Annotated in this window: 21 protein-coding genes and 3 pseudogenes; 7 read left to right on the top strand and 17 right to left on the bottom strand. The window is 64.9% G+C overall.

Annotation, left to right across the window (positions count from 1 at the left end; all coding sequences use genetic code 11):
- Positions 1-141 precede the first annotated feature (141 nt).
- Positions 142-606, top strand: coding sequence for a RidA family protein (locus tag OKW39_RS01295; protein ID WP_429561868.1), 465 nt, complete (start codon positions 142-144; stop codon positions 604-606).
- 68 nt (positions 607-674) lie between these two features.
- Here OKW39_RS01295 and OKW39_RS01290 read toward each other — a convergent pair.
- The 8 genes and pseudogenes from OKW39_RS01290 to OKW39_RS01255 form a co-directional block, all read right to left on the bottom strand.
- Positions 675-860 (bottom strand): annotated as a pseudogene (locus OKW39_RS01290) (biosynthetic-type acetolactate synthase large subunit); the annotation flags it as partial.
- 121 nt (positions 861-981) lie between these two features.
- The gene (locus OKW39_RS01285) at positions 982-1,182 is read right to left on the bottom strand and encodes a hypothetical protein (RefSeq protein ID WP_090805095.1); all 201 of its coding nucleotides are present in this window, start codon (positions 1,180-1,182) and stop codon (positions 982-984) included.
- 48 nt (positions 1,183-1,230) lie between these two features.
- Complete coding sequence (locus OKW39_RS01280) at positions 1,231-2,460, bottom strand: MFS transporter (protein ID WP_090805793.1); 1,230 nt, start codon at positions 2,458-2,460, stop codon at positions 1,231-1,233.
- 90 nt (positions 2,461-2,550) lie between these two features.
- Positions 2,551-4,074: an efflux transporter outer membrane subunit gene (locus OKW39_RS01275; RefSeq protein WP_429561867.1), complete on the bottom strand. Its 1,524-nt coding sequence runs from the start codon at positions 4,072-4,074 to the stop codon at positions 2,551-2,553.
- Positions 4,071-5,147, bottom strand: a complete 1,077-nt coding sequence (locus OKW39_RS01270; protein WP_429334650.1) for an HlyD family secretion protein — start codon at positions 5,145-5,147, stop codon at positions 4,071-4,073. Before OKW39_RS01270 ends, OKW39_RS01275 begins: the two co-directional genes overlap by 4 nt.
- A 12-nt stretch (positions 5,148-5,159) precedes the next feature.
- On the bottom strand, positions 5,160-6,767 hold the full coding sequence (locus OKW39_RS01265) for an MFS transporter (RefSeq protein WP_429561866.1): 1,608 nt from the start codon (positions 6,765-6,767) through the stop codon (positions 5,160-5,162).
- A 348-nt stretch (positions 6,768-7,115) separates the two neighbouring features.
- On the bottom strand, positions 7,116-7,697 hold the full coding sequence (mug, locus tag OKW39_RS01260; RefSeq protein ID WP_429334652.1) for a G/U mismatch-specific DNA glycosylase: 582 nt from the start codon (positions 7,695-7,697) through the stop codon (positions 7,116-7,118).
- Complete coding sequence (locus OKW39_RS01255) at positions 7,684-8,655, bottom strand: GlxA family transcriptional regulator (protein WP_090805106.1); 972 nt, start codon at positions 8,653-8,655, stop codon at positions 7,684-7,686. The genes mug and OKW39_RS01255 overlap by 14 nt, the downstream gene beginning before the upstream one ends.
- Before the next feature lie 420 nt (positions 8,656-9,075).
- Here OKW39_RS01255 and OKW39_RS01250 point away from each other — a divergent pair, with 420 nt between their 5' ends.
- The 4 genes and pseudogenes from OKW39_RS01250 to OKW39_RS01235 all read left to right on the top strand — a co-directional run.
- Positions 9,076-11,949 carry a 2-oxoglutarate dehydrogenase E1 component gene (locus tag OKW39_RS01250; RefSeq protein ID WP_429561865.1) on the top strand — a complete coding sequence of 958 codons (2,874 nt, stop codon included), beginning with the start codon at positions 9,076-9,078 and terminating at the stop codon, positions 11,947-11,949.
- Positions 11,950-11,955: 6 nt separating this feature from the next.
- Entirely contained in the window at positions 11,956-12,561 is a 606-nt protein-coding gene (locus OKW39_RS01245) for an AraC family transcriptional regulator (RefSeq protein WP_429561864.1), read from the top strand.
- Positions 12,562-12,627: 66 nt separating this feature from the next.
- Positions 12,628-12,861 (top strand): ArsR/SmtB family transcription factor, encoded by a 234-nt coding sequence (locus tag OKW39_RS01240; protein ID WP_429561863.1) that lies wholly within the window; start codon positions 12,628-12,630, stop codon positions 12,859-12,861.
- 62 nt (positions 12,862-12,923) lie between these two features.
- A pseudogene (locus tag OKW39_RS01235) lies at positions 12,924-13,340 on the top strand (LysR substrate-binding domain-containing protein); the annotation flags it as partial.
- A 60-nt stretch (positions 13,341-13,400) separates the two neighbouring features.
- Here the strand turns inward: OKW39_RS01235 and OKW39_RS01230 are convergent.
- From OKW39_RS01230 to OKW39_RS01210, 5 genes are all read right to left on the bottom strand, one after another.
- Positions 13,401-14,717: an HlyD family efflux transporter periplasmic adaptor subunit gene (locus OKW39_RS01230; protein WP_429561862.1), complete on the bottom strand. Its 1,317-nt coding sequence runs from the start codon at positions 14,715-14,717 to the stop codon at positions 13,401-13,403.
- 34 nt (positions 14,718-14,751) lie between these two features.
- Positions 14,752-16,272: an efflux transporter outer membrane subunit gene (locus tag OKW39_RS01225; protein ID WP_429561861.1), complete on the bottom strand. Its 1,521-nt coding sequence runs from the start codon at positions 16,270-16,272 to the stop codon at positions 14,752-14,754.
- A 54-nt stretch (positions 16,273-16,326) separates the two neighbouring features.
- On the bottom strand, positions 16,327-16,764 hold the full coding sequence (locus OKW39_RS01220; protein WP_184067764.1) for a MarR family winged helix-turn-helix transcriptional regulator: 438 nt from the start codon (positions 16,762-16,764) through the stop codon (positions 16,327-16,329).
- Positions 16,765-16,870: 106 nt separating this feature from the next.
- Positions 16,871-18,433: a DHA2 family efflux MFS transporter permease subunit gene (locus OKW39_RS01215; RefSeq protein ID WP_429361034.1), complete on the bottom strand. Its 1,563-nt coding sequence runs from the start codon at positions 18,431-18,433 to the stop codon at positions 16,871-16,873.
- An 85-nt stretch (positions 18,434-18,518) separates the two neighbouring features.
- On the bottom strand, positions 18,519-18,956 hold the full coding sequence (locus tag OKW39_RS01210) for a MarR family winged helix-turn-helix transcriptional regulator (protein ID WP_184043427.1): 438 nt from the start codon (positions 18,954-18,956) through the stop codon (positions 18,519-18,521).
- 196 nt (positions 18,957-19,152) lie between these two features.
- On the opposite strand from OKW39_RS01210, the gene OKW39_RS01205 reads away from it, so the two are divergent.
- Entirely contained in the window at positions 19,153-19,575 is a 423-nt protein-coding gene (locus OKW39_RS01205) for a VOC family protein (protein ID WP_429334659.1), read from the top strand.
- Between the two features lie 200 nt (positions 19,576-19,775).
- Positions 19,776-20,486 (top strand): SDR family NAD(P)-dependent oxidoreductase, encoded by a 711-nt coding sequence (locus tag OKW39_RS01200; RefSeq protein ID WP_429334660.1) that lies wholly within the window; start codon positions 19,776-19,778, stop codon positions 20,484-20,486.
- Between the two features lie 31 nt (positions 20,487-20,517).
- Here the strand turns inward: OKW39_RS01200 and OKW39_RS01195 are convergent, their stop codons facing one another.
- The 4 genes and pseudogenes from OKW39_RS01195 to OKW39_RS01180 form a co-directional block, all read right to left on the bottom strand.
- Positions 20,518-21,462: a LysR substrate-binding domain-containing protein gene (locus OKW39_RS01195; protein ID WP_429561860.1), complete on the bottom strand. Its 945-nt coding sequence runs from the start codon at positions 21,460-21,462 to the stop codon at positions 20,518-20,520.
- Between the two features lie 166 nt (positions 21,463-21,628).
- Positions 21,629-22,729 (bottom strand): NAD(P)H-dependent flavin oxidoreductase, encoded by a 1,101-nt coding sequence (locus tag OKW39_RS01190; RefSeq protein WP_090805139.1) that lies wholly within the window; start codon positions 22,727-22,729, stop codon positions 21,629-21,631.
- A gap of 58 nt (positions 22,730-22,787) precedes the next feature.
- Complete coding sequence (locus tag OKW39_RS01185; RefSeq protein ID WP_429561859.1) at positions 22,788-24,071, bottom strand: MFS transporter; 1,284 nt, start codon at positions 24,069-24,071, stop codon at positions 22,788-22,790.
- Positions 24,068-25,277: pseudogene (locus tag OKW39_RS01180) on the bottom strand (YbfB/YjiJ family MFS transporter). Before OKW39_RS01180 ends, OKW39_RS01185 begins: the two are co-directional and overlap by 4 nt.
- Positions 25,278-25,314: the final 37 nt, after the last annotated feature.

The raw sequence follows: 25,314 nt of genomic DNA, 5'->3' as shown, positions 1-25,314 counted from the left end.
ATGGTCTGGCGTCACCCGCACTCGCCCGGCAAGCCGACCCACACCCGCACCCATGACGCGATTGATCGTCAGTGCGGGTGTCCGCACATTGCGCGCATGATCTGATTCGCGCGCTCGACGCCACACTCAAGGAGCGCCACCATGTCCGTCCAACAGAAACTCGCAGAACTCGGTCTCGAACTGCCCTCGCCTCCGCAGCCGCTGGGCAGCTATACGGCTGTCAGCGAAGCCGGAAACCTGCTTTTCATCTCGGGACAGGTGCCGCTGTCCGACGGCAAAATGGTCTATTCGGGGCGTGTCGGCGAGAACCTGACGCTCGAAGAGGGCCGCAAGGCTGCCCAACTCGCGGCGCTCAACGTACTCGCGCAGATCTCGCGTCATCTCGGCGGTTTCGAGCGCCTGCATCACATCGTTCGCGTCGAGGGGCACGTCAGTTCCGCCGATGGTTTCTACGGGCAGCCTGCCGTGGTCGACGGCGCTTCGGATCTGTTCGCCGCCGTGCTCGGCGACAAAGCGGGACATGCGCGTTCAGCGTTCTCGCATAGCCAGAGTCCCGCCGACGCCGCTGTCGTGATCGTCGTCATCGCCGAAATCCTGCCCGCCTGATCGACGCGCGCCAGGCGTGACGCACGCCCTTCCCGCTTGGCGGCGCGGGCCTCGAAACGCCTCCAAACGTGCTTGCCGCCAGCCTCCCGCTGATCGCGAGACGGGATGAAAGGCCCGGTGATCATCTCCGCATAGCTTTGTCCCGGCCCGACCATGGGAAACACATCGGCGTTCTGGTCGATCATGACTTCGAGGAACGCCGGTCCGGCGAATTCGATGAACGCCCTGAGTTTCTGTTCCAGTTCAGCGAGCGATTCGTCGGCGCGGCGGTCGGTTACGACGAAGCGGCTTCGGATGGCGGCGGCAATCGCGCCGCGGCCCATGCCTGGCGTCAGCGATCCGCCCGCCGCGATTCGCGAGCGGGCGTCGTTGGAGTCACCACTCCTCGACGGCCACTTCGTAGTTGTCGTCGTAGAACGCGACGAGAAACTCCTCGGGCATCAGCCACGAGTCGACGCTCACGCTTTGCGTGCCAACGTCGACCTCGACTTTCGCGTCGGGATCGACCGACTTCATCGCATGCTCGAGCTTGGTCACATCATCTGCACGGATTTCAGTTTTCATCGAGAACTTCATGTTTCACCTCCCCAGTCAGCAACGTTCGAACCAGGCGGCGGCTCGCGATCAATCCCGGCTCGCCTGAACCTCGACCACCGTCCCGCGAGGCGTGCCGATCCAGTGAATCGCGGCGGCGAGAATGCCGAGCGCGATACCGAACGCGACGATGCCCGTCCAGCAATAGCGTGTCATCAACCAGCCGCTGACCGTCGCACCGAGCGCACCGCCGAAAAAGGTGGCCGTCATATAAAGACTATTGATGCGGCCCTGCGCTTTCGGATCGACCGCGAACGCGCGGGTCTGGTTCGATACGAGACCGGACTGCACGCCGATATCGAGCACGATCACGCCCACGATCAACAGCGTCAGCGAGTTCGCCGCGCCCGACAGCAGCAGATACGCGAGCGTGACGATGCCGATACTAGCGCCGATCACCTTGCGGAATCCGATGCGATCGGTCGCATTGCCGCCGAGTGAAGCGGCGAACGCGCCGGCCGCGCCGATCACGCCGAAGCCGCCTGCCCATGCACTGCCGAGATGCCACGGTCCGCTCGCGAGAAGCGCGGCGAGATTGACCCAGAACGCATTGAAGCAGGCCCACAGCAAGGCCTGGATCAGCATCGATTCCCGGATCGGCCGATTGTCCCTCGCGAGCGGCCACAGCGAAGCGAGCAGGCGCCCATAGGAGAGATTCGTCGACGGCACGCCGCGCGGCAGCAGGGCCGCGGCCGCGATCCAGACCGGCACCATGAAGGCCGCTTCGGCGACGTACACCGCGCGCCATCCATACGCCGTACCGATCACGCCGGCGATGGTACGGCCGCTCAGGATGCCGACCATGATCCCGCTCACGACGGTGCCGACGTTACGCCCGCGCTCGCTTGGCAACGACATCACGGCGGCGAACGGCACCAGCTGCTGCGGAACGCAGCTCACGATGCCGAGGCCGAACGACGCCGCGACGAGCGCCCAGATGCCGGGCGCGACGGCCGCGGCGACGCCGAACACGCAGGCGAGCGCGATCTGGATCAGCACGAGCTTGCGGCGATCGAACCGGTCGCCGAGCGGCAACAGCAACGCGAGCCCGCTCGAAAAACCGAGCAGTGCCGCGGCGGCGACGAGATCGACGGTCGTCACGTCGACGCGCAGACCCGCGGCGATCAGCGGCAGGATCGGCTGCGTGCAGTAAATGTTGGTGATCACCGCGCCGGCGATGATCGCCATCATGACGATCTTGCCGCGCGATGCGAATGCGGGCGTGGCGGCACTATCGGCTAAGTGGGTTGAGTCGCGCATGCAGCTCCTTGTTGTTCGTTCGCTCCGGTATTCGCAGCGACATGCCGCGATCCGGGTTCCAGTTTTGAACGGCGAGCGGCCCGTTGCCCGTTATCCGCCGTAGGTCGACTCCCATCCCCCTCCGAGCGCTTTACAGAGCGTGATCAGATTGGTCGCGGCGGTGGCTTTGCTCTTCTGCAGATTGCTCTGCGCTTCGAGCAATTGCCGCTGCACGTTCAGTACGTCGAGATAGTCGAGCGCGCCCGCCTTGTAGCGTTCCCGCGCAACGGCTAGCGCGCGCTCGTTCATGCTGACGGCCGTGGCGAGCCGATCGCGGCGGCGTTGTTCGGCGTCGTAGGTGACGAGCGAATCGTCGACTTCCCGCCACGCGCGTAGCACCGTCTGCCGGTAGACGATTGCGGCTTCCTGTTGTTGTGCTTCACGCAGTTCAAGCGTGCCCTTCAGACGGCCTCCCTCGAATATCGGCAACGAAATCGAAGGCCCAACGACGAACTGCCCGGACGCCCAGCTGGCGAGATTCGACAATTGAAGACTCTGAAACCCCGCGCTGCCGTTCAGCGTGATGCGTGGATAGAAATCGGCCTTCGCGACGCCGACGGTCGCGGTTGCAGCATGCAGGTCCGCCTCCGCCTTGCGGATATCGGGCCGGCGCTGCACGAGCTCGGACGGAAAGCCGATCGGCACCTGCGCGGGCAGCACCGGCACCTCGCGCGGTTCGGCAAGCGTCTGCCGCAGCGCACCGGGTTCCTGCCCGAGCAGCAGCCCGATCGCGTTGATGGTGGTCTCGCAGTGCGACTCCAGCGTCGGAATCAGGCTTTCGATGTTTTCCACCTGCGCGGCAGCGTTCGACACGTCGAGATCGGTCGTGACGCCTTCATGCGCCCGAACCCGCGTGAGCTTCAGCACATCGTTGGCGATGTCGAGGTTCTGTGTCGCGATCTGCAGCAGATCCTGCGTGTGGCGCAGCTCGATATAGTCGCGCGCCAGTTCCGCGCGCGCGCTCAACAGCACCGCGTTGCGGTCCTCGTACGAGGCCTGGGACAGCGCGCTCGCCGCTTCGACGCTGCGTCGCACGTGCCCCCACAGATCGATCTCCCACGACGCATCGAACCCGGCCTGATACAGGTTATAGGCGGGCGAGCCCGCCGAGCCCGGCAACGGGGCCACGCCGAGCGGCGCGCTGCCGGAAGCCGATTGCGGCTGACTTTGCGTCGGCGTGACGCCGAGCAGCGACAGGATGCCGTTTTCGCTGCCGCGTTCGCGGTTGTACGAGGCGGCGCCGTCGAGCGTCGGGTATTCGGCGGCGCCGGCAACGCGCCGCTCGGCCCGGCTTTGCAGCAAACGCGCGGAGGCCGCGGCCACGTCGAGGTTGGCGTCGGCCAGCTGCTTTTCCAACTGGTTCAGTACCGGATCGTTGAACAGCGTCCACCAATCCGGACCGAACTGGGCTTCCATCGCCCGGCTCGGCGACTGCGCGGTTTGCGTGCGCTCGAAGACCTGCGGCGTGGCCGTCTCTGGACGTACGAAATCCGGACCCACCGTGCACGCCGTCAGCGCGACACAGGTCAGAAGCGCCGCGACGATCGCGCGCGCAGAGTATTGGCTCGTGTTCATTCTTTTTCCGCTCCCTCGGCCGTCGCTTCGCCACTGTGACCCACCACGACGTCCGCTTCGACCGAGAGGCCCACACTCAATGCCGATGCACTCGCCTGGCCGCGATCGATCGTGATCTTGACGGGCACCCGCTGCACGACCTTCGTGAAGTTGCCGGTGGCGTTGTCGGGCGCGATCGGCGCAAAGCTGACGCCGGTCGCCGGCGCGAGGCTATCGACACGGCCGCGGATCACTACGCCGGCCAGGCTATCCACCGTCACGCGTACGCTTTCGCCCGGTCGCATATTGCTGATCTGGCTCTCCTGGAAGTTGGCGACCACGTACGCGTCCGACAGCGGCACGATCGCCAGGACCGGCGCGCCGGGCGTCACGAATGCGCCGACCCGCGCCGAACGGCGGCCGACTTTGCCGTCGACGGGCGCGCGGATCTCCGTGTACGAGAGGTTGAGCTTCGCCTGCTCGAGCACCGCCTCGGCGTGTTCCAGCGCGCCCGCGGCCTTGTCGCGCTGCGTGCGCAGCACGTCCAGATTCTGCTCGGTGGCCAGCAAAGCCGCCTGGTCGTGCGACTGCTGCGCAAGCTGCTGAGCGAGCGTGCTCGAAGCGCGTTGTTGTTCCTGCGCCGTCCCCGCGCCGGCGTCGGACAGATTCTGGTAGCGCGACGCGTTGGCCCGCGCAAAACCGGTCGATGCGTCGTCGGCGCGCAGCGTCGCGCGCGCCTGCTCGACCAGTGACGGCTGCCGCGTAATCTCCGCATCGAAGTTCGCCACCGACGCCTTCGCCGCGACCACTTCCGCCTCGGCGCTCATCAACGCCGCGCGAAAGTCGCGGTCATCGATGCGCACGAGCAGTTGGCCCGCTTTCACGTCCTCGTTGTCGTTGACCAGTACGTCCGTGATCTGGCCCGGGACGCGCGGCGCGACGAGCGTGAAGTCTGCGGTGACGTAGGCGTCGTTGGTGGACTCGGTATTCGGGCTCGCGAGCAGCCTCGTACAGCCCCATGCGGCGAGGCCGACGACGCCGATGACCGCGGCAGCACGAAAGGTCTTCAATGGGGATGGCATAGTCGATGACATGGGAATCGTTCCTCAATGCGAAGCAGGCGGCGTCGTGCTCCACGGCGGATAGATGCGCACCGGCAGCACCGGAACCAGCAGAAGAAGCGCAACGGCGACACACGCCATCACGCGGTACAGATCGGCGGAAGTCAGAACGACCGCCTGTTCGTGGATCCGGTGCGCGAGCTGACCCAGACCGTAGTCCGCGCCGACGCCCTGGTTCGCCATCAGTGGGCGGTTGCCCAACTGGTCGACCAGCATGCTCGAATGGAAATGCTCGCGCGCGGTCCCCACACTTTCGATGAGCCCGCTCGCCACCGCCGCGGAAAACGTCTTCAGGGAATTGAACATCGCCGAAGCAAACGGACCCTCGGTGGGCGGCAGCCCCGTCGTCACGCCCATCAGGATCGACATGATCACCATCGGCTGCGCGACGATCTGCAACGATTGCAGCAGGTAGAAATTGTCGCGAATCCACTCGGTCGTGATGAAGCTTCCCATCGCGCAGGTCACGAACATCAGCGCGAGACCCGTGGCGATTACCCAGCGGTGATCGGCGCGGCGCGTGTTCAGCAAAGCGGCCGTCAGCGGCAGCGTGATCAACAGCGGCACGGCCAGAAACAACGACAGCGGCGCGGTCTGCAGCGGGCGGTACGTATGGACTATCGCGAGATACTGGGCCGGTATTGCCGCCATGCCCACCAGCAGGATCACGGTGCCGAGCAAGGTCGATAGTCCATGCGTGAAATTCCTGCGCGCAAGCAGTTGAAGCTTGAAAAACGGCACCGGCTGACACCATTCGTTGACGAGAAATGCAACGAGCAGCGGCGCCCCCGCGCCGAACATCACGCGAATGAACCCCGAATCGAACCAGTCGAGACGATCGCCCTGCAAAAGACCGATCACCAGCATCGCGATGGCGGGAAATCCGGTCACGAAGCCGAGCCAGTCGAACGAGCGAAACCGCTCGAGCTTCATCGGGTCCGCGGGAAGCCCCCGCTGAATCGCGATGCAGCACAGCACGCCGAGCGGAACGGTCTGCCAGAATGCCATGCGCCAGTTGACGAACTCCGTCCACAACGCGGCGAGCGGCGTGCCGAGGGCCGGCCCGAAGGTCGCTGTCAGCGCATAGCCGGCGAGGCCATACAGCTTGAGATTGGGCGGCAGATAGCGCAGCGCCACGATGATCAGCATCGGCGGAAGACTTCCGCCCGCGATTCCCTGCAGGATGCGCAACACGTACAGCGTCGGCAGGTTCGGGGCGAACGGGCACAGCAAGCCGAAGAACATCGTCGCGAGTACGGCGCCGATCGTGAACCGCTTCAGCGTGAACGTGATGCCGAACCACGGCGCAAACACCATCGTCGCGACGTTCGCTGCTTCGAACAGCGAAGTGAGCCAGGTGCCGTCGTCATGTCCGATCAGGAACGCGCCCTGGAGATCGGCCATCGCGGCCGCGGTGACCTGCTCGTTCAGGATCGCCAGCAACGATGCGAACAGCATGCCGACGAGCCCGAGCGCAATACGCGCCGTAAAAGTCACCTGCGCAGGAGCCGTCCGGGGCGGCGCCGCTACCACGCGTACAGGATTGCGTTCCAGCGATCGCGGGATACTCGGCGCTTCCGGTTCAGTCGTCATAGGTTTCACCCGCTCTGGTTTAGTTAGCTCTACTGCCCGACGTGGATAGTCAGCTGTCGGCTCACCGCTCTTCGTTGCTGTTCACCGATTGCTTAATTGTCAGAGATCAGGGCGATTTCTTAAAGCTTCGGCTAGGCGGGTTTTGGGCCATCCAGTACGGAAAATTGGCCAGGCCGTGCTGAGTCGACCGGCTGTGCGCCGCGCGCGCGGCATGGGCGGAAAAGCGTGCATCGTGACGAACCATCGTGGTTCGTCACGGGCCGACCCGCATGGGCTCGGGCAAAAGCGTGAGACGAGGCTTAGCGCGCTGCAACGGCGGCAACGCGCGCGTATGGCGACAACCGCCGTCTAGTCGGGAAGCGCCGGCTCCGCCGCAAACCGGAGCTCACGATAGGCGCTCACGAGTGCATCGAGGCTGAACGTTCGGTTCAGGCCGCTTGGGTTTGGCAGGACCCATGCGCGCGCACCGGCGAAATCACGGGCTTGCAAGCCCCATTTGATATCACGCTGGCCGGACATTTCGGCGAGCGCCACCTTGCCAAGAAACGCGATGAAGCGCGGCGCGTAGTGTCGAATCTTCAGTTCGAACTGCGCCGCGGCGGCTTGAATCTCCGCCTTCGACAGTTGGTCCGCACGAGCCGTGGGACGCAAGACCGCCGTGGTCAGACCATATCCACAATTCAACAGCTGCCGGTCGTTCTCGGGGCGAAACACCTCGTCCGTGAAATCGGCGAGATGGAGAACTCTCCAGAACCGGTTGCCCCTGCCTTCAAAGTGGTGCCCTGTCGAAGCCGCGCGTAATCCCGGGTTGATGCCGCAGAAGAGGATCGACAAGCCGGGCTGAATAATGTCGGGAAGGAATTGCGCCGAATCGTCGTTCGTCAACGACGACACGTCCGCCAGCTCCGCGGTGAATTCACTGTTGCGCACTCGCCTCCCCTCGGAATCGCATCCGATATTGCTTCGGCGTGACGTTGAGCCGCCGCGAGAATGTCGTGCGCATGTGCGTGGCGTTGTGAAAGCCACAATTGAACGCGACCGTCTTCAGCGGAGCATCGGTATCCTCGAGCAGTTTTCTCGCCGTATCGACGCGCACCTGCTCGACGAATACCGAGGGCGTCATCTTCGCGTGCTTCGCGAATACCCGCGACAACGTGCGGCGGCTCACCGAGGCCGCGCTCGCAAGCTCCTCGATCGACAGCGTCTCGGTAATATGCTCGCTCACATATCGATAGACCTTGTGGAGGATCGGATCTTCGTCCTTGCCCGCGCCGATATAGGGGCTGTACTGCGACTGCCCGCCTTCGCGCTGGATATACACGACCAGACGCTTCGCGACCCGCACCGCGAGTTCGTGCCCCCAGTCCTCGGCGACGAGCGCCAGACACAGATCGATGCCCGCGGTCACGCCGGCTGACGTGAAAAGCCGTCCGTCGCGAACGAAGATCCTATCCGGCTGCACGTTAGCTTGCGGAAATTCATTGGACAGCCGATTCGCGTCCGACCAGTGCGTCGTGACCTCCTTGCCATCGAGCAGCCCCGCATGCGCGAGCACGAATGCACCATTGCATACGGAGCCGAAGCGGCTCGCGCTGCGCGCCTGATTCTGCAACCACGTCAGGAATTCATTCGACGGCTGCGCATCGGGCAACTGAGGTCCGCCCGCGACAAGCAGCAGGTCCCATTGAATGTCACGGTCGGCATAGCCAAACGAAACAGCCAGTTGCATGCCATTCGAACAGGTCACGGTGCCCGCTTCGCGTCCGACCAGCGTGACCTCGTAGCGCTGATGCTCGGGAAGAAACGTATTCGCCTCGGCAAACACATCGAGTGGGCCCGCTACATCCAGCGCCTGCACACCATCGAATACAACAATGGCGACTTTCATGCCGTGACCTTCATGGTGGGAACTATGTTTGCGATGCCGTGGCGCAGCTTACCGCATCATCGGCCGCTGATGCCGTCAGCGGCTGGAAAAACTATTGTGTCTGGGCGGAACAAATCTCTCGCCACAACGATGCCCGACACGAGGTAAGCCAGGACCGCGGGCGTGGCCCAAAACTTCGACTAGTTGGCAGAAGAACTAACCATCCTCGCATTTCCGCCACAGCATCGATTAACTAGACTGTCTACACGACCGCGGCCAGGGCATATCGCCCGGGCGTGCCGGGAGGTCTCCCGCCAAGGACGGCGCTTGTGACGCGCGTCGATGCCTGGCTGTTCGGTGGGCGACTACAAGCAGCGATAGTCGTCACTCCATGTGTTGTGGCCGCCTCACGGCCGCACAGCGACCAAGGGCAGATTCATCATGTTCAAGGAACGTCAGAGCTCTTTCCTCTTCGGGGGCAACGCCCCCTACGTCGAAGAGCAATATGAGCTTTACCTGGCTGACCCGAATGCGGTTACAGCGGAGTGGCGGGCGTGGTTCGACGCGTTGCGCGACACGCCCGCCATCGATGGCAGCGATCGTGACGACCAGCCGCACGCACCGGTGATCTCCAGCTTCGTCGAACTGGCGAAGCGACCGCCGCGTGCCGTCGTCGCGGCCAGCAACGAAGCCGGTAGCGAGCCCGATAAGCAGGCCAATAAGGAGGCCGCCGACGCTCTGGGCCTCGCGAGAAAGCAGGTAGCGGTGCAAACGCTGATCGCCGCGTTCCGGATGATCGGCACGCGCGTGGCCGATCTCGACCCGCTGGCGTGGACGCCGCCACGCTCCTACGCCGAATTGACGCCGGCCTACTACGGCCTGACGGCCGCCGACATGTCGACCACGTTCAGCACCGCCGACACGTTTCTCTTCGAGGACGACGCGACGCTGAAGGATATCGTTGCCGCGCTCGAGCAAACGTACACCGGCACACTCGGCGCCGAGTTCATGCACCTCGCCGACGCGCAGCAGCGGCGCTGGTGGCAGCTACGGCTCGAATCCTCGCGCGCCACGCCGTCGCTGCAGGCCGCTGAGAAACTGCGGCTGCTGGAGCGTTTGAGCGCAGCCGAAGGGCTCGAAAAACACCTGCACGCGCGCTATGTCGGACAAACGCGCTTCTCGCTCGAAGGCGGCGAGTCGTTGATCGTGCTGCTCGACGAACTGGTCCGGTATGGCGCGTCGAAGAAGCTGCGCGCGCTCGTGATGGGCATGGCGCACCGCGGCCGCCTGAATGTGCTCGTGAATGTCGTCGGCAAGCCGCTGCGCGCGCTGTTCGACGAATTCGACGGCAAGGACGCCGAAAAACTGACGGCCGGCGATGTCAAGTATCACAAGGGCTTTGCCAGTTCGGTCGAGACCGACGCCGGACCGGTCGAGGTGACGCTCGCGTTCAACCCGTCGCATCTGGAAGTCGTCAACCCGGTCGTGCAAGGCATGGCGCGCGCGAAGGCGGATCTCGCCGGCAGCGCCGACGGCGGCGACGTGCTGCCGGTCGAAATCCACGGCGACGCGGCGATGAGTGGACAGGGCGTGGTCATGGAAACGCTGAGCCTTTCCTACACGCGCGGACACGGCACGGGCGGCACCGTCCACGTCGTCGTCAACAACCAGATCGGTTTTACGACTTCCGATCCGCGCGACACGCGTTCGTCGTTCTATACGACGGACGTCGCGAAGATGATCGAGGCGCCGATCCTGCACGTCAATGGCGACGACCCTGAAGCGGTCGCGATGGCGGCGCGGCTCGCCCTCGACTATCGCAGCAAGTTCAAGCGCAGCGTCGTCATCGATCTCGTCTGCTTTCGCAGGTACGGGCATCAGGAACAGGACACGCCCGGCATCACACAACCGCTGATGTATCGCTCGATCGCGGGTCATCCAGGCGTGAGGACACGCTACGCGAACCGGCTGATCCAGCAAGGCGTGCTGAAGGCCGACGAGGCGCAACGCTACGTCAGCGCGCGTCGCGAACTTCTCGAGCGCGCGCACGAGACCGTGGGTTCCTATGCTTCGCCGCTACACGAGGAAGCCGGCGAGCGCTCGCGCTCAGCCGCGCAAACCGGCCCGGCCCGCCACCTCGCCCCGTCGGCCGACGATCTGCGCGGCCTCGCGCAGCGGATCTCGACCGTCCGCGCGGACCTGACGCTGCATGCGCTCGTCAGGAAGATGATGAACGGGCGTCAGGAGATGGCATCCGGAAAACGCCTGCTCGACTGGGGCATGGGCGAACATCTGGCATTCGCATCGTTACTCGCGGCCGGGGTCGGTATCCGACTGAGCGGGCAGGACAGCGCACGCGGGACGTTCAACCACCGGCACGCCGTTCTGCACGATCAGACACGGATACATCGTCCCGATGGGGTCTATGTTCCACTCGATCATCTCGGCGCAACCCAGGGCCGGTTCACCGTGACGAACTCGATTCTCTCCGAGGCCGCCGTGCTGGCATTCGAGTATGGCTATTCGACGGTGAATCGCAATGCGCTGGTGATCTGGGAAGCGCAATTCGGTGATTTCGCCAATGGCGCGCAGGTCGTGATCGACCAGTTCATCGCGGCGGGCGCGGCCAAGTGGGGACAACACAGCGGCCTGACGCTGTTCCTGCCTCACGGGCAGGAAGGCCAGGGTCCCGAGCACGCGTCGGCGAGGCTCGAGCGCTACCTGCAATTGAGTGCGCAAAACAATATGCGGGTTGCGGAACCGACCACGCCCGCGCAACTGTTCCATTTGCTGCTGATGCAGGCCCGCGCCTTCGAACGGCGCCCGCTCGTCGTGATGACACCCAAGTCGCTGCTGCGCCACCCGGAGGCGACCAGCACGTTCGACGAGTTGAGTCACGGCGAATTCCGCGAGGTTCTGCCGGACACCCAGATCGACGCGTCGCGCGCGACTGATGTGGAGCGTGTGATCGTGACGAGCGGCAAGGTCTACTTCGAATTGCTCGCGCATCGCCGCAGCGCCGGTATGACCGACACCCCGATCATCCGCGTCGAGCAGCTCTATCCGTTTCCGGCGCAACAACTGGCCGCCGAGCTCGCTCGCTATCCGAACCTGAAGAGCGTGGTCTGGTGCCAGGAGCAAGCGCGCAATCAGGGCGCATGGAGTTTCGTCGAGCCGCTGCTACGCGAGATTCTGCCTGCCGGCACGACGCTGCTGTACGCGGGACCTGATGCTTGCGCATCGACTGCGCCGGGATCGTATGCGGCGCATGTGGCGAGACAATCTGCGCTCGTGTCGCGAGCGTTCACCGGCTGAGTGTGCATGCGTGTCGCGATGATGCTCTATGCGGGATTTCAACTGCTCGAGGTCAGCGGTCCGATGGATGTGTTTCATCAGGCAAACCGCCTGTATGGCGGCGTCCTCTATGAATCGCATCTGATCGGGGCGTCGCCGGGGCCGGTGGTTTCGTCGAACGGGACGGCCGTGGGTACGACCGAGTGCCTGTTCGATACGCGCCCGCCATTCGATATCGTCGTGGTGCCTGGCTCCCCGGTGGTCAGTTCTGTCCGTGAGCATCGCGAACTCGTGGACTGGTTGAGCGATGCGGCGCCAAGGACCCACAGGCTCGCCTGCATTTCGAACGGCGCGTTTCTCCTTGCAAGAGCCGGTCTCGCCGATCGCCGCTGGCTGACCACGCATTGGCGCGACGCTGATCGCCTCGCGGCCGAATATCCGCTGGTCCATGTGATGTCGAATCCTGGCTGCCTGAAGGATGGCAACCTGTACTCGTCGGGTGGCGCGAGTGCGGGCATGCATCTCGCCCTGTCGCTGGTGCGGGAAGACCTCGGCGAACATGCCGCGGGAACGATCGCCACGGCGTTGTTGATGCCGCCGGCAGGAAGCGCCAAGCGCGCACGGAACAATTGATGATCGACACGAACCTGATTCACAAAGCGCTCTGCGAATCCGCTGCGGCGTGACATCCTCGCGTGGTTGAGAGCCCCCGCCGAGACCTTTCCGAACGCCTATGTCAACCATGGCCGCGGCGTACCCGTGCACGCCATCCAGGCGCGCAGCGGTCTGGCCCAGTCGACGGTATCAATGCATATCGCCGTGCTTGTCGAAGCGGGACTGCTGGTTCCGAAGCGAGTCGGCCAATGGATTTTCCTGTCGCGCAATGAAGAACTGATACGGGCATTTACGGATCAGATTCGCGTGCATTTGTAATGGACAAGCTCAACATGATGCGGATATTCCTCCGCATCGCCGAAGAAGGAAGCTTCACGGCAGCTTATCTGCACGCGCGCGGTACGTCACGCACGGTACAGGACATTCGGGGTCACACGTGCCTACAACTCGTCATGTCGATTTTCCCGCGCGATCGCTCGCATCTGGACGGACCCAACGGCCGTGAAACGGTCGAGCTTCCGAAGGCGGCGGTCGAAATCAACCTTCCTGACGCGCTCGATGTCGCGCTGCGCGAAGGGGTGGGTATCGGTGCGCTGCCGATGCCGAGCGCTCTGCGCTTGCTCGACACCGGCGCACTGGTGCGCGTGCTGCCGCAGTATCGGCTGCAGAAACTGACGGCCTTCACGGTCCACGCGTCGCGCCAGTATCTGGACGCCAAAATCAGAACTTTCGTGGATTTCCTGCGCGAGGCCGTACCGACGGCATTGGCCGAGGACGAGGCGGCGCTCGGCCGTTGAGCCCCGCCTCGGTGACCTGCCGCTTCACGCTGTGTCGCGACAGGCTGCGCTTGACGCGCTTCAACCCGCATTTGCCTTGTGCTCGTGCGACGCCACGCGTTGCGATTGCGATTGGGGTTGCGATTGCGGTTGCGCGGCCATCGCGCGCGAGACCATTTCGTTTTGCTTGATGATCTTGTCGATCTCGGCGTCGGCCTGCGCATCGTAGTGCGCGAAAACATCGGTGCGATAGCGCGTGTTCTGCGCCGCGCCCAACTGCGAACCGGATTCGTCTCGCGTGTCGGCGTCGACCGCCATCGACAGGCCGATACGCAGCGGATGCGCGGCCAGCTCGGCCGGGTCGAGCGCGATGCGAACCGGCAGCCGCTGCACGATCTTGATCCAGTTGCCGGTGGCGTTTTGCGCCGGCAGCGTCGCGAACGCGCTGCCGGTGCCGGCCGAAAAGCCCTCGATACGCCCGTGATATCGCACGCCTCTACCGTAGACGTCCGATGTCAGCGTGACCGGCTGGCCAATCCGCATGTGCTTGAGCTGCACTTCCTTGAAGTTCGCGTCGACCCATACGCCGTCGAGCGGCACGATCGCCATCAGCGGCGTGCCGGGCGCGACCCGCTGGCCGACCTGCACCCGGCGCTGCGCGACGTAGCCGGTCACCGGCGCCGGCAAGGTATCGCGCGCATAGGCGAGCCACGCGGTCCGCACCTTCGCGGCGGCGGCCTGCACGTCCGGATGCTGCTCGACCGTGGTGCGATCGGTCAGCGCATGGTTGGCTTCACCCTGCTGGCGCGCGGCTTCGAGCGCGGCCTGTGCGACGCTGACCGCGTCGCGGGCGTGTGCGATGTCCTCGGCCGACACGGCGCCCGTGTCCGCGATGACCGCGCGGCGGTGCAGGTCGTCGCGGGCGCGGTCCAGATCGGCTTCGCGCTGAGCGACGTTCGCGGCGTAGAAGTCGTTGTTGACATACAGGCCGCTCACGCGCCGCACGGTCTGGCCGAGCTGCGCTTCGGCATCGGCAAGCGCCAGTTTTGCATCGGCTGGATCGAGCGTGACGACAGGGTCGCCCTGCTTCACGATCTGCGTGTCGTCGGTGTTGACGGCGATCACGGTGCCGGTGACCTGCGGCGTCAGTTGCACGAGATTGCCGCTGACGTACGCGTCGTCGGTCACTTCGTGATATCGGCCCTCGGTCAGATAGTACCCGCCGTAGGCCGCGCCCGCGAGCACGACCGCAGCGCCGAGCAGCGCGATCAGGCGTTTGCGGCGTGCCGGCGGCGTGGCCTTGTTGTCGTCTTGGGGCGCGGCAGGCGCTTGCCCGCCGGTCTTCTGTTCGTCTTCCCGATCCGCCAGTTCGCGGTCGGTCGTGATCGAATCGCTCATTGCAGTTCTCCTGATAGGTTTTCCGACCTGCCGTTCAACGTGCGGCAACCGCGGCATTGGCTTGACGGGTCGGGACGGCGGCGACGTCCGCGTGATGGTCGGTGCTGGCCGACGTATCGACGTAGCCGCCGCCTAACGCCGACGCGAGCTCGATCTGCTGGTCGCGGCGGTTCATCTTCAGATTGGCGATCGCCTCGTCGGCGTTCAGCGCGGTGACGTCGGCATTGAGTACGGTCAGCTGGTTGGTGAGGCCGGCCTTGTATTGCGTGGTCGCCAGTCGATCGGCATCGCTCGCGGCCTGCTGCGCGGCCTGCGCATCGCCGAGCTGCGCGTCGCTCGAGCGGATCTGCGCGATCTGCGTGGCCACGCCGCTCAGCGCGCCGATCAGCGTCTGGTTGTAGGTCGCCACCGCATAGTCGAACTCAGCGTAGCGGCCCTTCAACTGCGCGCGCAACTCACCCCCATCGAAGATCGGCAGATGGATCGCCGAGCCCACCGAGGCCGTGCGACTCGCGGCGCTCAAAAGGCGGCCGAAGCCGAACGCGTCGAAACCGATCGCGGCGCTCAGGTTGATGTCGGGATAGAACTCGGCCTTCGCTTCCTTCACCTCGTGCGTGATCGCATCGACGCGCCAGCGCGCCGCGACGATGTCGGGCCGGCGGCCCAGCAGATCAGCCGGCAGGTTGTCCGGCAGACGCACGTCGTCGCCGACGCCGAGCGTCGGCCGCGTGATCGCGAGTCCACGGTCGGGACCCTTGCCAAGCAGCGCCGCCAGTTGATACCGGGTGGTCAGGATGCTGCCGTCGAGCGCGCTGACGCGCGCACGGCTCGTGAACAGATTCGCCTCGGCCGTCTTGCGCTCCACTTCGGTATCGAGGCCGTTTGCGATGCGGCTCGCGGTGATGCGGTCGATCTGCTCGCGCCGCGCGACTTCCTGCTGCGCGATGTCGCGCAATGCGTAGAGCCGCGCCAGCTCGTTGTAAGTGCGGGCGATCGAGGTGTCGAGCGTGAGCCTGACGACTTCCACGTCGGCCTCGCTCGCGGACGCCTCCGAGACAGCCGCGCGCAGCGTCTCGCGGTTCTTGCCCCACAGGTCGAGATCGTAAGAAGCGCTCAGCAGCCCCTTGTTCTCCGTCTGCCAGGAGCCGGCGTACGGCGGCGGAATCAACGCGGTGCTGCTGTACTGCTGGCGCGTCAGCGTGTACGACGCATCGACGCGCGGCAGCGTGTTCGCCTTCGCCGTTTCGCTATAGGCTTGCGCCTGCTCGACTCGCGCGCGCGCCTGGCCGAGCGTCGGGCTACCTTGCAGTGCCTCGGCGATCAATGCTTTCAGTTGCGCGTCGCCGAACTGGTCGACCCAGTCGGCGGATGGCCAGTGCCCCTGCTCTTGCGGGAGGCTCTGGGACGTTTCCAGCTGCCGTGGTTGATCGATCTGCTTGTCGCTGTGGATGCCCGCATAGTTTGCACATGCCGCCAGCACCGCGAAGGAGATCACCGAAACACCGAGCTTCAGCGAACGGGCGACGGTGTTTGCTCTAGAAGTCTGCGTTTTCATTTTCTGACAAATCAGATTAATGGTGAAAAAAAGCGCGGCACACGGCCGCGCCGTTCAATCGCCTGTGAACTTGCGAAGCAGGCGGTCCAGCTCGGCAAACTCGGCCTTCGTGAATTTGCGCAAGCGGGCGTTCAACACATGCGGCGCGACTTCCGGAATCCGTGCGGCGACTTTCTGCCCCTCCGCGGTCAAGGTCAGATTGACCACGCGGCGATCTTGCGGGTCGCGCGATCGTACCAGCAGCCCCTTCGATTCCAGCTTGTCCAGCATCCGCGTCATCAGGCCGGTGTCGATTCCGAGCAGCTTCGACAGCTCGAAAGGCGTGGTTGCCACACCCTGCTTCAGCGAAAGCAGGATGCCCATCTGCTGGCCGTTGATTTCGAGGTCCTTGAGCGCCGCGTCCATTTCCGCGACGACGACGTTACGGGCCTTGACGAGCCTGAAGCCGATACTGTTCGTAAGCATGAAGTTCTTCGTCGTGTAATGGTCCATGGCGGTGTCCTCCTCGTTGATTTGAACAATATCTGCATTATCAGATAATGTCAAGGAGAGGATGGTCTGTTTCATTTTCCGTCCGAACCGGGTTGCCAAATTGGATTCAATGTCCGCCGGCGGCTGCCGCGCCCGCGGCACCACCCTTGGCCGGCTTCGTCACCCAGATCAGCGGGATGATGACGACAAAGATCACCGCCGAAATCCAGAAGATGTCGTTCAGGCCGAGCATCGTCGCCTGCGCGTTCAGCGAGGCTTCGTAAAAGGCCGTGGCCTTGGGAACGCCCGCGTCCAGCGCCGCCTGCAGGTGCGCGATCGCGCCGGTAAAGCCAGGATCGTCCACGCTCGATTGTTCGGCAAGTCGCGCATGGTGCAGAATCGTGCGGTCGTTCCACGCGGTGCTCATCAGTGACGTGCCCACCGCTCCCGCAAAAATGCGCACGAAGTTGGACAGACCCGCTGCCGCTGGAATCTCCTCCGGCTTCAGACCCGACAGGATGATCGCGGTGAGCGGCGTGAAGAACAGCGCGGTCGGAATGCCCTGCAGCAAGGTGGGCAGCACGAGCGTCCAGGCGTCGACGCTGGTCGTGTAGTTCGAGCGCATGAAGAACACGCCGGCGAATCCGACGAACGCAAGCGTGGCAAGCACTCGCATGTCCGAGCGCGGCATGATCTTGCCCATCACCGGGGCGAGGATCACGGCGAAAATGCCGAGCGGCGCGGTCACGAGCCCCGCGTCCACCGCTCGGTAGCCGAGGAAGCCCTGAATCCACTGCGGCAGGATCACGAGGTTGGCGAAGAAGATCGCGTAGGCGACCGAAATCGCAATCGTGCCGCCGAGGAAGTTACGTCTGGCGAAAAGCCGCAGGTTGACGATCGGCTTTTCCTCCGTCAATTCCCAGATCAGGAAGAACAGGAAGCTCACCACGGCGACGATCGTCAGCGCCCAGATCACCGGCGAGCTGAACCAGTCGAGGTCGCGGCCCTTGTCGAGCATGATCTGCAGCGGTGCGACCCATGCGATCAGCGAGATCAGGCCGACCTTGTCGATCGGGAGCTTGCGGGCCGGCGTCTCGCGGTCGCGGTAGATCGCCCAGATCGCGCCCGCGGCGAACAGGCCGACCGGCACGTTGATGTAGAAGATCCACGACCAGCTGTAGCTGTCGGTGATCCAGCCGCCGAGCGCCGGGCCCGCAATCGGCCCGACCGTCGCCGTCATCGCCCACAGCGCGAGCGCGCTCGAGCTTTTTTCCTTCGGAAACGACGCAAGCAGCATGGCCTGCGACAACGGCACCAGCGGCCCTGCCACCGCGCCCTGCACGACACGGGCGGCGAGCAGCACCATCAGGTTCGGAGCGAGGCCGCACGCCGCCGATGACAGCACGAACAGCAGGATCGCCCCGACGAACAGCCTGACCTGGCCGATGCGCTGCGTGAGCCACCCTGTCAACGGAATCGACACCGCGTTGGCCGCGGCAAACAGCGTGATGACCCATGTGCCTTCGTCGATCGACACACCGAGGTTGCCGGACAGCGTAGGAATCGCGACGTTGGCGATCGACGAATCCAGCACATTCATGAAGGTGGCGAGCGCCACCGCAAACGTGCCGAGTGCAAACTTTGCGCCAGTCAGTTGGGCCGGCGCGCCCAGGTTGGTCGATGGATTCATGTCACGTCCTCGTCTCGGTTCGAAGCGCCCGTCAGTCGCGGGCGATTATCTGCAATGTCAGATAAATGGTTAAAAAAATGCCGCCTCAGCGGTCGAGCAGTCTTGAAAGCAGCAGGCTCAACGCGTCGAAATCGGACTTCGAGAAATGCGAAAGCCGCTCGCTCCATGCTCCCTGGATAACCCGTGTGTTCCGGGCGGCGACGGTCTGCCCTTCCTGCGTCAACGACACATCCACGAGACGACGATCCCTGCCGTTGCGGGCGCGCTCGATCAGTCCGCTGTTTTCGAGCTTGTCCAGCACTCGGGTCATCCGAGCCGGGTGGACGCCCGCCAATTTCGACAGTGCGGCCGGTGTTTTCACTCTCCCGCGCGCTAGCGTAAGCAGAACGCCGCGCTCCTGCAGATTCAGTCCTGCATCCGCGAGCCCCGCCTCGAGTTCGCTTGCAATCAGCTGACGCGCCTGACCCAGCACGGACACCAGCTTCTGCGTGCGCTCAAAGTCTTCGTTGATCGAATCATCCATCGGTCGCCTCCTCGATATCTGACTTTAATATATTTGACTATGCAGATTGATGCAAGCGGATTTCCTCGCCGTATGCGCTACATGGTGTAAAAACTGAATTGAACTGCCGGCGACTATTGTCGCGATTCCCTGGGGCGAAAATCTTTCCGGCGCGGATTCGGGCGCTGCCCGCTCTCACTTCAGGAGTGACAGAAGGATGACTGACAAACCGCTTACGCTGGGTCTCGATCACGTCGGACTCACCGTCCGCGATCTGAACCTCACGCGCGACTTCTTCGTGAAGTGTCTGGGCTGGCAGCAGGTGGGAGAGAGGCCTGCCTATCCGGCTGCGTTCGTGTCGGACGGACACGTGGTGGTGACGCTCTGGCAGGTCACCGATTCAAGCCGCCTCGTCGAATTCGATCGCAAGGTCCATGTCGGACTGCATCATCTTGCGCTGCGCGTGGGCAGCGAGGCAGCACTGCAGGACATCTTCGCGCGCGTGTCCGCCTGGCCGGGCGTCAAAGTCGAATTCGCGCCCGAAGACCTCGGCGGCGGGCCCAAACGCCACACGATGGTGTACGAGCCGGGCGGCATCAGACTCGAATTCGATCACGACCCGCGAACGCAGGCATCGTGAACGCGGATGCGCGCGACAGACCGGCCGACACCAACAGGACCACTGCCGCTACGCGCCATCACTCACCGCTTGTTCCTGCGGCTCACAACTGTTTGTCCGCGCCTTGTGTGCAAAAGCGGAGCACGACCTCATAAATTAGTAGCGATCGGAGCCATCAGTCCGATCACAGATTGCTGATCCAACCTACTTCGAGGTTCACTATGAGTCAGTCTCCCAAAGTCATCGTGGTCACCGGTGCATCGCAAGGCATCGGCGCCGAAACCGTCAAGGCATTTCGCAAGCTCGGCCATAACGTGGTCGCGACATCGCGCGGCATCAAGCCGTCTGACGATCCCAACCTCGTCACCGTGGCCGGTGACATCGCCGATCCGGACACGGCTCGACGGGTGATAGAGACGGCCGTGGCGCGCTTCGGTCGTGTCGACACGCTCGTCAACAATGCGGGCATTTTCGTGGCCAAGCCGTTCACCCAATACACGGCGGAAGATTACGCGACGATCACCGGCATCAATCTCGCGGGCTTCTTCCACATCACGCAGCTCGCGATCGCCGAGATGGAGAAGCATGGGCGCGGGCACGTGGTCAGCATCACGACGAGCCTCGTGGATCACGCGATTGACGGCGTGCCGTCCGTGCTGACCTCGCTGACCAAGGGGGGCCTCGCCGCCGCGACCCGCTCGCTCGCGATCGAGTATGCGAAGCGCGGAATTCGCGCCAACGCAGTTTCGCCCGGCATCATCAAGTCACCGATGCACGCGCCCGAAACGCATGCGGCGCTTGGCGCATTGCATCCAGTGGGTCATATGGGCGAGATGAGTGACATCGTGAATGCGATCCTCTATCTCGACTCGGCGCCGTTCGTGACCGGCGAGATCCTGCATGTGGACGGCGGCCAGAGCGCCGGCCACTGAGCGGGCCATGCGATGAAGCGGCGCGCGCCGCTCAATGCGCGCGCGTGCTCGGGGCGGGCGTCGCGGGTTTGGCCAACTGCTCGACGAGAAATTCGACGAAAGCTCGCACGCGCGAGGTCAGGTAGCGCGCGTGCGGATAAAGCAGGATGAATGGCCGCGTGCGTCCGCCCGCTTCGCGCAACACCTCCACGAGCCGACCTCCGCGCAGGTCGTCCTCCACGACGAAGCGATACGTCTGAAACAGGCCCGCGCCGGCACGCGCGAGCGTCACGCCGGCGAGCGCATCGCCCGAGGTTCCATAGCTGCCCTGCGTCAGCACGTCGCCATCTTCAGGCGAACCCTCGAAGGTCCAGGCGAGATGACGCCCGCTGCTCGGCAGTTCGAACTGGATGCACTCGTGCGCCCGCAGGTCCTCGACGGTTTTCGGCATGCCCGCGCGCTTCAGATAGGCGGGCGTCGCCACCACGACCATTTCCGCGTCTTCGAGCTTGCGCGCGACGAGGTTTGAATCGGCCGGCGCGCGTCCGCGTATCGCGAGATCGAAACCTTCGTCCGCGAAATCGATGTTGCGGTTGCTCAGATGCGTCTCGACCCGGACTTGCGGATAGCGCTCGCGAAACGCCGGCAGCAGCGGCAACACGCGATAGTGCCCATACGGCGTCGGCATGCTGATCCGCAGCACGCCGGCCGGCGTGGTCTGCTCGCCCGTTACTTCGCGCTCGGCATCCATCAGTTGCGACAGCGCTTGCCGGCACTGCTCGAAGTAGCGCCGCCCCGCGTCGGTCAGACGGATCTGGCGTGTAGTGCGCACGAACAGGCGCACGCCGAGCCGTTCCTCGAGCCGCGCCACCGAGCGGCTCACCGCCGCCGGTGTGACACTCGCGGCGTTGGCCGCCAGCGTGAAGCTACCCAGCTCCGCCGCGAGACAGAAGAGCTCGATGCTACCCAGCAGGAGATCGTCGAATTTGCGTTGCATGCCTGTCCGCCTTTGTTTTGTTGGCTTGAGAACCCGTCGATCGCGGCCGCGCTGGACCGAATGCATGGGTGCGGAACTGAGGCTGGAAGCTAATCGGACATCGGCCCGCGCATGCCCCACGCGTGCCGATGTGTTCCATCTGTGCGATGGTATTGAAGCTGGACTGCTAGTTCCACACCGATTGCAGCCGCTCGATACTTTCTCGCGTTTCGCGTTCCAGTTGCGCCATCAGTTCGCCGGCAGGCAACGAACGCGCAAGGGGCGCGGCCTGGCCCGCCCATTGCGCGTCGTAGCCGAATTCACCCTTGGCCTTGGCGGCTGCATTGAGCGCCTTGCCCGCGTCATAGGTGATCGGATAGGACGGCGTGCGCGGGGCTTGCGGGTCCTCGCCGAGCGCGGTGAAGCGATTGACGATGCTGCGCGCGAGCCGCCCCGAAATGGCCGACGTGAACGTCGTCGAGCGCGCCGCATCGCTGAGCAGCGCGCGGCGATAGCCGTCGTCGATCGAGGTTTCCGGGCACGCGACGAACGCCGTGCCCAATTGCGCAGCCTGCGCGCCCAGCGCGAGCGCGGCCGCGATGCCGGCGCCGTCCATGATGCCGCCCGCCGCGATCACGGGCAGGTCGAACTCGCTCGCGAGCAGGCGCGTCAGCGCGAACGTGCCGAGGCGTTCGTCGCGCCCGGTCGTGTCGAACACGCCGCGATGACCGCCCGCTTCGATGCCCTGCGCGACGATCGCATCGACACCCGCCTCGACGGCCGCCGCCGCTTCGTCGAGATTCGTCGCGCTCGCCAGCAAACGGATGCCCGCGTGCTTCAGTTGCGCGATCACCGCATCGGGCGGCAAGCCGAAATGGAAGCTCACGACGGCCGGCTTCTCCGCGAGCAGCATCGCCTGCATTGCGGTGTCGACGACGAAGCTCGTGTAGATCTCGCTGAGCGCTTGCGGCGGCGTCGCGCCGTATTGCCGGAACACCGGTTCGAGCCAGTCGAGCCATGCACGCTCGACGGCCGCATCGGGTGTCGCCGGGCGATGGCAGAACACGTTGACGTTGAAAGGCTTCGTCGTTAGCTCGCGAGTCTGATGGATCGCGCGGCGCGCGTTCTCCGCGTTCATCGCGGCAACGCCGAGCGAGCCGAGGCCGCCCGCGTTCGACACCGCGGCGGCCAGCGCCGGCGTGGTGACGCCGGCCATGGGCGCCTGAATGATCGGCTTGTCGATGCCGAGCGTGCGCAGTAACGCGCGATTATCCGCTTGTGTGCTCATGTTCCCTTCCCACCGGATGCGTTAAACGATTCGATGTGCCTGCCAGCTTGCCAGCATGTCAGGCCCCAGCGCGGCGGTGCGCCCAGCCCGCGAGGCCGCCGCAAGCGATCAGCAGCGCGCCGGTCACGAAGAACACCGCGTGCAGCCCGAGATGAACGCCGATCACGCCGCCGATCACCGGTCCCACCACCTGGCCGCTGAATTGCGCCGATTGCAGATAACCGAGCATGCGGCCGGTCCTGCTTTCATCCACCGATTGCCGCGCCAGCTTGCCGATCGAGGGCAACAGGCCCGCGAGCGTCATACCCATCAGCACGCGCAAAGCCGCGAGCTGCCACCAGTGCGTGACGAAGGCTTGCGGCACCATCGCCAGCCCCGTGAGCACGAGGCAGACAACGATCACGCGCCAGCTCCCGAACCGGTCGGCCAGCGCGCCGAGGCGCGCGGCCGTCAGCATGCTTCCGAGCGCCGAGCATGCCATAACCACGCCGGCCACGCGCGCAAGATGCGTGGCATTCACGCCAAGGCCGCCGATATACACGGTGATGATCGGCTCGATCGACATGTTGGCGAGCAGCACCATCATCGCGGTCACGAGGAGCGCGGCCACCACCGCGTAATTGGCGCGTCGGGCGGGCGCGTCGGCGGTGCCGCGCGCATGAGCTTTCGCGTCGCTATCCGGGTGAAACTCTTCCTTCACCACGAAGATGGTGAGCAGCGCCGCCGCCGCGATCATCGCGCCGCCCGCGAAGAACGTGCCGCGAATGCCGATCCAGTCTGGCAGCACGCCGCCGACGAGCGGCCCGACCAGATTGCCCGCGAGCGCGCCCGTCGAAAGTATGCCGAGCGCCCAACCCGCGCGCTCGCGCGGCGCCTGGGTGCCCACCATCACCGTGGAAGCCGATGCATAGCCGCCCACCAGACCTGCGATCAGACGCAGCGCGACCAGTTCGTAGACATTGTGCGCCACGCCGATCAACGACATCACCAGGGCCATACCGATCGCCGCGCGAACAAGCATGGGTTTGCGGCCGAAACGGTCGGCCAGACGCCCCCACAGTGGCGCGGTAAGAGCGGTGCCGAGGAAGGTCGCGCCGAAGGCGATGCCCGACCACTGGATCACCGCGGACGGCGAGCTGACGCCGAGTTGCCGCACGTAAAGCGGCAGGAACGGCAGCAGCATGCTGAGGCTCACGAGCGTCGTGAACGAGCCGATCACGCAGACGACCAGATTGCGCCGCCAGTACTGGAGGTTGCGCTCGGCGTAGCCGCGTGGCCGCGCGTCGCGCTGCAGGTGCGTCGGCACGAGCGCCGCCGGTGAAGAGGAAACCGTGGCATTCATTTCACGCTCCGTGCGGAAAACAGATCGACGGCGAGTGCGAGCAGAAGCGCCACCGCGCCAATCGCGTAGAGCACCAGATAATTGCCGCCGCTTGAAGAGAACACGAACGAAAGACCGTAGGCCGCCAGCGCCTGCATCACGGCGAAGCTCGTCGTTGCGCGGCTCCATGCGCCCTTGACGGCGGACGGATGGTGCGCGAGCAACTCGTTCACGCGGCCGAGCGCCAGCGGCACGATACCCGGCGTGAATGCGCCCACGACAAAGGCGGAGACCATCAGCCCCGCCGACCCGAACAAGCCCGCGGCGGGAATCGCGACCGCAACGGCCTGCACCAGATACGCGACGCGCAGCGCGCGGCCGAAACCCGCGCGATCGGCGAGATGCCCCGCCGCGAGCGGCCCGACGATCGCGCCGAGGCCGTACAGCACCCAGAATTCGGCGCCCGCATCGACGCCGCGGCCAAGCCCGCGCGCGACGAAATCGACGAGGAACAGCATGTGCGGCACGAGCCCCACCGCGTTCAGACCATACTCGGCATAGAGCGCGCGCAGGCCGGCACGAGGATAGGCCGGCGCTGTTTCGAAGCGCGAACGCGCAGCGGCGTGCGCGGGTGCGGTGTGCTCGGGCCAGCCGTTCCACGCGACGGCGGTCAGCGCGAGCGAAACGGCCGCGAGCCCGAGCCAGGTCCACGTGAGCCCCTGACGCAACAGAATCGGCACGATCGTGCCCGAGGCCGCGATGCCGAGCCCGATCCCCGTGAAGATGCCACCGCTCGCGAAGCCCCGGCGCGCCGCCGGCACGTGCGCGAGGATCGTGGGTGCGGCGAGCACCATCAACGCGCCGCCCGAGAGCCCCGAGGCCAGGCGCCAGATGAAAAACCACAGGAACGACACGGGCACCGCGCAGGCCACGAAGGCGATGGTCGCGAGCAGCATCATCGCGCGCAGCACGGTGGCGGGTTTCGCCACGCGTACCATCGCGCCCGCCAGCAGTGCGCCGGCCAGATAGCCGCCGAGGTTCGCCCGCGCCGAGATAGGCCGCGCTCGAGGCGGGAAACCAGTGCGCGCCGATGATAGCCGGCAAAAGCGGCGTATAGGCAAAGCGCGCGAGACCGATGCCGATCAGGCTCGCGCTGGCCCCGGCGAGCGTGCCCCGCCAGACGTTGTAGCCGGCCGGAGTGGCCGGATTCGAAATGGCTTGCTGCATGACGACTCCCATGGACCGGTGCTGTTAAGCACCCGAT

This window comes from Paraburkholderia sp. MM6662-R1, assembly GCF_050436245.1.
Taxonomy (GTDB): domain Bacteria; phylum Pseudomonadota; class Gammaproteobacteria; order Burkholderiales; family Burkholderiaceae; genus Paraburkholderia; species Paraburkholderia tuberum.
This window is presented reverse-complemented; position numbering and strand designations above follow the sequence as displayed.